This is a genomic window from Streptomyces sp. TSRI0107, from assembly GCF_001905845.1.
Lineage (GTDB): Bacteria > Actinomycetota > Actinomycetes > Streptomycetales > Streptomycetaceae > Streptomyces.
In genome coordinates, this window is record NZ_LIVZ01000001.1 from 926,859 (window position 1) to 934,909 (window position 8,051).

General features: G+C 75.0%; 5 protein-coding genes. All 5 read left to right on the top strand.

The window, feature by feature from the left end:
- Positions 1 to 40 precede the first annotated feature (40 nt).
- A complete protein-coding gene (locus AMK31_RS04170; RefSeq protein WP_073938907.1) occupies positions 41 to 1,726 on the top strand; it encodes a trypsin-like serine peptidase in 1,686 nt (561 codons plus the stop codon).
- Complete coding sequence (locus AMK31_RS04175) at positions 1,723 to 4,125, top strand: serine/threonine-protein kinase (protein ID WP_073938908.1); 2,403 nt, start codon at positions 1,723 to 1,725, stop codon at positions 4,123 to 4,125. Before AMK31_RS04170 ends, AMK31_RS04175 begins: the two co-directional genes overlap by 4 nt.
- An 82-nt stretch (positions 4,126 to 4,207) precedes the next feature.
- Positions 4,208 to 5,665, top strand: coding sequence for a VWA domain-containing protein (locus AMK31_RS04180; RefSeq protein WP_107468503.1), 1,458 nt, complete (start codon positions 4,208 to 4,210; stop codon positions 5,663 to 5,665).
- The gene (locus tag AMK31_RS04185; protein ID WP_073938909.1) at positions 5,662 to 6,597 is read left to right on the top strand and encodes a hypothetical protein; all 936 of its coding nucleotides are present in this window, start codon (positions 5,662 to 5,664) and stop codon (positions 6,595 to 6,597) included. The genes AMK31_RS04180 and AMK31_RS04185 overlap by 4 nt, the downstream gene beginning before the upstream one ends.
- Complete coding sequence (locus tag AMK31_RS04190) at positions 6,594 to 7,808, top strand: ABC transporter substrate-binding protein (RefSeq protein WP_073938910.1); 1,215 nt, start codon at positions 6,594 to 6,596, stop codon at positions 7,806 to 7,808. The genes AMK31_RS04185 and AMK31_RS04190 overlap by 4 nt, the downstream gene beginning before the upstream one ends.
- Positions 7,809 to 8,051 lie beyond the last annotated feature (243 nt).

Sequence of the window (8,051 nt, forward strand, 5' to 3'; positions counted from 1 at the left end):
CCAGTATGCGCCAGGACCGAGCGCCCGTATAGTTCCGAATATGGCTGCTGCCGGGGGAGTGCAAGCCGCCTCGTCGATGGAGACGCCGAGCTGGGCCGTGCGGATCCGGGGAGCGGACGGGGAGATCGCGGGGGCCGGCATCCTGCTGAGCCCCGACCGGGTCCTCACCTGTGCCCATGTGGTGGACAGGGCCGCGGAGCGGGTCACCGCGGAGTTCGTGGGCGCGGCCGACCACAGCGTGCCCGCGGTCACCGCCTGGGTCGACGGGACCGCGTACGTACCGGAGACCCAGGACGCCGACGGCGACCCCAGCGGGGACGTCGCCCTGCTGCGGCTGGAGCGGCCCCGGCCCGTCGAGGACACCGTCCGGCTGCACCGGCTGGCCACGCCGGGCCGCGAGGTGCGGATGTACGGCTTCCCGTACGACCACAACGGCGGCATCTGGTTCCGCGCCACCGTCGTCGGCGGCTGCGGACGCGACGGGCAGGTGCAGCTCAGCCCCACCAGCCCCGGCGAACTCGCCAGCCCGGGATGCAGCGGCGCGGGCGTCGCCGACAGCTTCACCGGCGAGGTCATCGGCATGGTGCTCACCGGCCAGCGGGACCAGCACGGCAACCTGTTCTCCTTCATGAGCCCGGCCGAGACCATCGCCCGGCACCTGCCGCAGGCCGAGCCGTTCATCGTCGGGCCCACCGCAGTCGACGACCGGCTGCGCTCCACCGCCGACGACGCAGCCGAGGCCCTGCTCGACGAGCCGTTCGCCCAGCGCCTCGCCGCCTGGTTCCGCGACGACGGCCACCAGGTGAAGATCAGCGTCGTCCGGCACGAGGACGCCGCCCGGGCCGCCACCCTGCGCCGCGCCATCACCCTCGCCGACCGGGAGCTGCGCACCGCCGTCTCCGTCGACCGGGCCTCGCTCGACCCGCCGGGCACCGTCCCGTCGGCCGGCGGCCACGACCTCGCCGTGCACGCCGGCGGGCTCACCGCCGCCGAGATCGCCGAGCGGATCGCCGAACGCATGGGACTGTGGCACCAGCCGGCGGTCTCCGCGCCGGACCGGATCCGGGCCGCGAAGGTCACCCTCAACCTGGTCGTCGTCGGCGTCGACGAGGCACTCGACCCGCCGGCCCTGCTGGACCTGCTGGAAGTGCTGCGCGCCGGCGGCAGCCGGTTGCTGCTGGTCTTCCGCACCGCCGGCGCCTGCCACCGCCGCGCCCGGTACCAGCTGCTGACCCGGCCCGCGCAGGAGCGCCGCGCCCGGCTCGTCGAACGGCTGAAGGAGATCACCGGACCGCTCGCCGGGGCCCTGTACGAGCGTCGCGCGGCAGTGGTCCCGGACGGTGTCCGGCCCGTGGACTCCGACCTGGTGGCCGCCCACGCCGCCCTGGCCGACCTGCTCCGCGCGGCGGGCCGCGACACCGCCCAGGGCCCGGACCTGGCCCGCTACGAGCGGCTGGCCGACCGGGTCGCCGCCCGCCTGGCGAGGGCCCTCGGCCGGCTGGACCGCCTGCGCGACCGGCGCGACGAACTCACCGGCCGGCTGCGCAGCTACCACGTCCTACACCAGCACTCCACCCAAGGCGAGGAGGACCCGGTGGTGGACGCCCTCTATCTGCGGGCGCACGACCTGCTCCGGAGCAGACCCTGTGACGTACGCGCGGCCGAGGCGGCGGTGGAGGCCTACACCCGCCGGGTCGACGGGCGCGGCGCGGAGTCCTCGGTATGAGCGGGGCGGCCTGCGTCAGACCCGACTGCCAGGGCGGCCACCTCATGGTGACCGGCTTCTGCGACACCTGCCACCGGCGCCCCGCGGCCCCCGAGCCACCACCCCCGGCACCCGTGCCCTCCACGAACAGGACCCCCGCCCACCCCGCCGAGCCCCCGCGCCGCCCCGCCGGCCCGGCCGCCGGCGAGCTGGACCGCGACGGCCTGCTGGTCCTGCCGTACCTGCCCTCCCCGGAGCCCTCGGAGGCCGCCGACACCACGGCCCGGCCGCCCACCGGTGGCCGGCGCTGCGGCGTCGACAACTGCGCCGGCACGATCGGGGTGTCCTACGACGGCGGCCCGGCACCCGACCACGGCTTCTGCCCGGAGTGCGGCGCGGAGTACTCCTTCCGGCCGAAACTGCGCCCCGGCGACCGCGTCGCCGGGCACTACGAGGTGCTGGGCTATCTCGCGGTCGGCGGCCACGGCTGGGTCTACCTGGCCGAGGACACCCGGGTGCCGGGGCTGCACGTCGTGCTCAAGGGGCTGATCAACACCGGTGACGCCGTGGCGCGGCGGGCGGCCGTCGAGGAGCGCCGCTCGCTCACCACGCTCCACCACCGCGACATCGTCCGCATCGTCACGTACGTCCGGCACCAGGCGCCCGGCGACAGCGAACCGACCGGCTACATCGTGATGGAGTACGTCGGCGGCCGCTCCCTCGCCTGGATCCGGTTCGCCCCGGACGAGGAACTGGCCCGGCTGTTCGGGGACGGCGGCCTCGAGTTCGGGCACGTGATCACGTACGGCTGCAAGATCCTCGGCGCCCTGGAGTACCTGCACGGCCAGGGACTGCTCTACTGCGACATGAAGCCCGAGAACGTCATCCACTACGGGCGTGAGATCAAGGTCATCGACCTCGGGGCCATCCGCCGCGTCGACGACCGCTCCTCCGGGCTGGTCTACACCCACGGCTACGCCCCGCCGAAGAAGGAACGCGACGAGCGCGGCCTCGACGTCGACAGCGACCTCTACACCGTCGGCCGCACCCTGAAGGTCCTCGCCGAACGGGCCGGCCCGCCCGCCGGACTGGCCGCCCGCTCCTTCGAGGCGCTGATCCGCCGAGCCACCCACCCCGAGCCCGCCGCCCGGTTCCGCTCGGCCGCCGAGATGTCCCGCCAGCTGTGGGAGGTGCTGCGCGAGCACCAGGCGCTCGGCGGGCACGAGCCGTACCCGGAGCGGTCCACCCGGTTCGAGCCGACGGCCGCGGTCTTCGGCGCCGCTCTCGGCACGGTCCCCGCACTGGAGCACTGGACGGGCCGCACCGGGACCGGGGCCCCCGAGCTGCCCGTCGGCGCCCCCGACCCCCGGGAGACGGCCCGCGCGCTGCCCGTGCCGCTCCCCGACCCCGCCGACCCCGCCACCGTGCTGCTCGGCGGACTCGCCGCCGACACCCCCGACCGGATCGCCGAACGGGCCGCGGGCGACCCGGCGCTGGACACCGTGGAGACAGCGCTGTGGCTGTGCCGCGCCTATCTGGACGCCGGGAGGGCGGACCGGGCCGAGACGTGGGTGCTGAGGGCCGAGGAGCGCAGCGGCGAGTACGACTGGCGGATCTTCTGGCACCGGGGCCTGGTGCATCTGACGTGCGGCCGGGTGGAGGCGGCGGAGGGCGAGTTCATGGCCGCCTACGCCGCGCTGCCGGGCGAGGCCGCGCCGAAGCTGGCCCTCGGATACTGCTCGGAGTACCTGGCCGAGGCGCTGCGGAACGCGGCGGCGGAGGAGATCACGGTGCCGCGCGCCGGGGCCGGCCTGGCCCGGATCCGGCGCGCCGAGGAACAGCAGGTCAGACGCGCCGAGGCCCGTGAGCGGCAGGCCGAGGAGTACTACGAGGCCGTCCGGCGGCGCGACCGCACCCAGGGCAGCGCCGCCTTCGGACTGGCCCGGATCCGGCTGCGCCGCGGCGACCGGCGGCGGGCCGTCGCCGTCCTGGACGAGGTGCCGACGACGTCCCGGCACTACGACGCCGCGCGGGTCGCCGCGGTCCGGGTGCTGGCCGGCCGGCTGCCCGGCGGATCCGGGCCCGGCACCGCCGAGTTGCGCGCGGCCGCCGACCGGCTGGCCGGGCTGCACCTGGACGGCAGCGGCTCCTGGGACCGGCTGGTCACCGAACTGAGGGAGCACGCGCTCGGCTGCCGTCCGCCCGGCGGATGGGGGACCGGCTTCCCCGCGGGAGACCTGTTCGGCCCGGCGGACGGCGAGGAGGCCCTGGCGGAGCTGCTGTCCCGGTCGCTGAAGCGGCTCGCGGACCAGGCGGGCAGCGCAGGCGAGCGCGGCGACCTGCTGGACCGGGCCTACGCGGTGCTCCCCGAGCCGGCCGCCTTCCGGCAGCTGCTGCGGGGCCGGTGGCGTACGGCATGACCGCGCCACGGCGCACCACAGCGACACGGTGACTGAGCGACACAGCGACACAGCGACGACGAGGGCGAGGTGTACGGACATCGTGGAGACAGCGGCGCCCGGGGCGGACGGGACGGCCGGGCAGGTCACCGTCGGGCTGGAGATCAGCCAGTGGAAGTACCTGTCCGGCGAGGCCGACGACCCGCAGATGCACGCCATCCTCAGCGTGCGCGTGGACGGCACCGAGGGCGGCGGCCGCGTGGGCGGCCCGGTGCTCGCGCAGGTCCTGGCCGTGGACTGTTCCAGCTCCATGACCTGGCCGCCGGAGAAGCTGCACGCCGCGCAGCAGGCGGCGGTCGCGGCGGTCCGCAAGCTGCCCGACGGCACCCCGTTCGCCGTGGTCCGCGGCAACGAGCAGGCGGTCATGGTCTATCCGGACACCCAGCGCATGGCCCGGGCCTCCGACCGGACCCGGGCGCGGGCCGAGCGGGCCGTGCACCAGCTGGTCGCGGGCGGCGGCACCTGCATCGGCGCCTGGCTGGACCTGTGCCGCCGGCTGCTGACCGAGCAGGACGCGCCCATCGGACACGTCCTGCTGCTCACCGACGGCAAGAACCAGCACGACGAGCGGATGCCGCTGGCCGGTGTGCTCGACGCCTGCGCGGGCCGGTTCGTCTGCGACGCGTGGGGCATCGGAGACGGCTGGGACGGCCAGGAGCTGCTGCGCATCACCCGCCGCCTGCACGGCAGTTCCTCCTCCGTGCGGGAGGAGGAGGCCCTGCCGGGGGAGTACGCCAAGCTGATGGACCGTCTGCTCACCAAGACCGTGCCCGAGCTGGCGATCTCCGTGACCCCGATGCCCGGGGCCGGGGTGCGCTACCTCAAACAGGTCTTCCCGACCGAGGCGGAACTGGCCGCCGAGGACGGCACCGGACGGTTCGTCACCCGCGCCTGGGGCGACGAGACCCGCCGCTACCAGCTGTGCCTCTCCGCCGACCCGGCCGGCCGCCCGCGCCGGGAGGACCTCCAGCTCGCCGTGGTGGCCGTCGACGTGCCCGGCGGCGAGGTGCGGCTGCCGACGCCGCAGCCCTGCCTGGTGCACTGGACGGACAACCCGGCCCTGTCCCGTCAGACCGACGCCCAGGTCGAGCATTTCGAGCAGCACCAGCGGCTCGGCGAGGCCGTCGCCGCCGCGACCGACGCGCACCGGCGCGGCGAACGCGACCTGGCGGAGCACCAGCTCGGCCGGGCCGTGCAGCTGGCCCACGCGATGGGCGCCGACGAACAGCTCGGCCGGCTGGCCCGGCTGGTGCGGGTCGACGACGCGGCGGCCGGGCGGGTCGCCCTGCGCCCCGAGGTGACGGCCGTCGACTTCCAGCACCTGATCACCGCGAGCAGCCACAGCACCTACGGCCCCGCGTCCGGTACCGGCACGGGCGCCGCCACCGGCGCCGGGGGAACCGGCGGGGTCACCGTGCCCTGCCCGGTCTGCGCGAGCAAGGCACCGGCGGGCGCACGGTTCTGCCCCGCCTGCGGCCACCGATTCGAGGAGCGGCCGTGAGCACCACCGGGCGCGAACTGACCCTGAGACTGCGGCTGCTGCTGGCGCTGGGCGCGGCCACCACCCTCGTGCTGTTCCTCGCCTACCGGGGCGTGCACGACGACACCGTGCCGCTGGCGTCGTCGAGCGCCCCCGGCATCCTCGCCGTCGACACCGCGGAGAACGCGCTGCGCACGGCACACGAGGTGGTCCGCGCGAGCGGGCCGGGCGGTGACATGAGCGGCGAGTTCCACACCCAGATCTCGGTCGCCCAGCAGAGCCTCGCCCTGGCCGCCGCGGAGAACGTCATCGGCGTGGAGGGCCGCCACGACCTGCAGACCGTCACCGGGCTGATCGCCGTCTACTCCAGCTGGGTGGAACGCTGGGGCCGGGAGGACCAGGAGGCGTTGCACGGCGCCTACCTGTACTACGCCGAACAGGTGCTCGGCTTCCAGGAGGAGGACGGCACCGACGGGGACGTCCTGAGCCGGCTCGACGCCCTGCGCGACAAGCAACTCGACGAGGCCGAGCGGCAGGCGGCGTTCCCCTGGCAGCTGTGGCTCGGCTGGAGCACGGTCGTCGTGCTGTACCTCGCGCTGTTCACGGCACTGCTGGAGACCCAGCGGTTCCTGCGGCGCCGCTTCCGGCGTCCCGTGCAGGTGCGGCTGCTCGCCGCCACCGTGGTGTGCGCGCTCGGCGTGCCGGTGCTGGCCTGGATCACCCGCAGGGCGCAGTCCGCGATGACCGGCTCCGTCGACGGGATCCGCGTCCCGGAGGCCGACCCGGACGGGATCCCGCTGGACGCCGACCGGGTGCAGGAGGCGCTGGCGGACGCCGGTTTCTGGGCCTCGCTGTCGGACTGGGTGCTGCTGGGAGGGGCCGTGGTGATGGCACTGACGGTGTGGGGGCTGTGGCCGCGCATCGCCGAGTACCGGTTCCGGGGGCCGCGATGAGACGCCCGCGACCCCGTACGCTCGTCGCCCTCGCCGTGTGCCTGGCCCTGCTGGGGGCCGGTGTGTACGCGGGGGTGCGCTGGGCGCAGGGCCCCAAGGAGACGGTGACCCTGCTCGCCAGCTGGACCGGCCAGGAGGCGGAGGACTTCGACGAACAGGTCCTTCAGAAGTTCGAGGACGACTACGGCATCGACGTCGTCTACCAGGGCAGCTCCGCGCTGAGCCAGGTGCTGGCCGCCGACATGGCCGCCGGGAACCCGCCGGACGTGGCGGTGCTGCCCGGGCCGGGCGAACTGCTGGCCTACGCCGACGCCGGCCGGCTGCAGCCGCTGGACGGCCTGTTCGAGACCGGCGACTACGACGAGATGTGGGCACCCGAGGTGCCCGTCGAGGGCCGCGGCACCCACACCTACTGGCTGCCCGTCAAGACCAGCCTGAAGAGCATGGTCTGGTACACGGGGGAGAAGCCCACCGTGGAGTCGGCGGGCGCGCCGGAGCGGTGGTGCCTGGGCCTGGAGGACGGCGCCACCTCCGGCTGGCCCGGCACCGACTGGGTGGAGGACGTCCTGCTCCAGCAGGCCGGGCCGCGCGCGTACGCGAACTGGGTGAACGGCGAGCTGGCCTGGACCGATCCCCGCGTCCGCAAGGCCTGGACGACCTGGGGGGAGATGGTCGGCGCGGGCGACACCGACCGCGTGGCGCGGATGCTGACGACCGGGTTCGGCGCGCCCTGCGCGGGCACCGGCCGGCTGGAACACCAGGGTTCCTTCCGCGCCGGGCACTGGCAGCGGCAGGGCGGGGAGTACGTCCCCTCCGCCGAGGTGATCCCCGAGGCCGGGCCGGACGCCGGGGCCTGGGAGGTCTCCGGCGACCTCGCGGCCCTGCTGACGCCCAAGGAGGAGGCCCGCGAGCTCATCCGCTACCTGGCCGACCCGGAGACCCCGCTGCCCGATTACTCCGCCAACAAGAAGTCGGCCCCGGACCCCGGACAGGACGCGACCGAGCGGCGCATCGGCGGCATCCTCCGCGAGGAGGGCCGCACCCGCTGCTGGGACGCCTCCGACGCGATGCCCCGCACCCTGCGGGACGCCTTCCACCAGGCGGTACTGCGCCACCTCGTCGAACCGGAGGCCCTGGAGGAGCAGCTGCGCGAGCTGGATCAGCTCAGCGTCGAACAGAACCTGCGGGTGTGCGGCGACACACGGGAATGACCGGAACGACCGGGCCCAGGCTCTGTCGTTCGGATCAGCCCGGCTGTGAGGGACGGTGCGTCCCGGCCGAGTCGAGCGGGGTCTGGTGCGTGCAGCCGCAAGGCGGAGGGCCGCCCGCGTACTGGGCGTACGCGGGCGGCCCGACAACGCGGCGAGCGTGCGTGCCAGGCGTCGCGAGCCAGGCGGGACTTTGCGGACACGCCCTAGGTGTATTGATCACGAGCGTTGTTGACACTCGTCAGT

What these genes read in the sequence shown, in the direction of transcription:
- AMK31_RS04170 (WP_073938907.1), top strand. Translation starts at nt 41, where the DNA reads ATGGCTGCTGCCGGGGGAGTGCAAGCCGCCTCGTCGATGGAGACGCCG.
- AMK31_RS04175 (WP_073938908.1), top strand. Translation starts at nt 1,723, where the DNA reads ATGAGCGGGGCGGCCTGCGTCAGACCCGACTGCCAGGGCGGCCACCTC.
- AMK31_RS04190 (WP_073938910.1), top strand. Translation starts at nt 6,594, where the DNA reads ATGAGACGCCCGCGACCCCGTACGCTCGTCGCCCTCGCCGTGTGCCTG.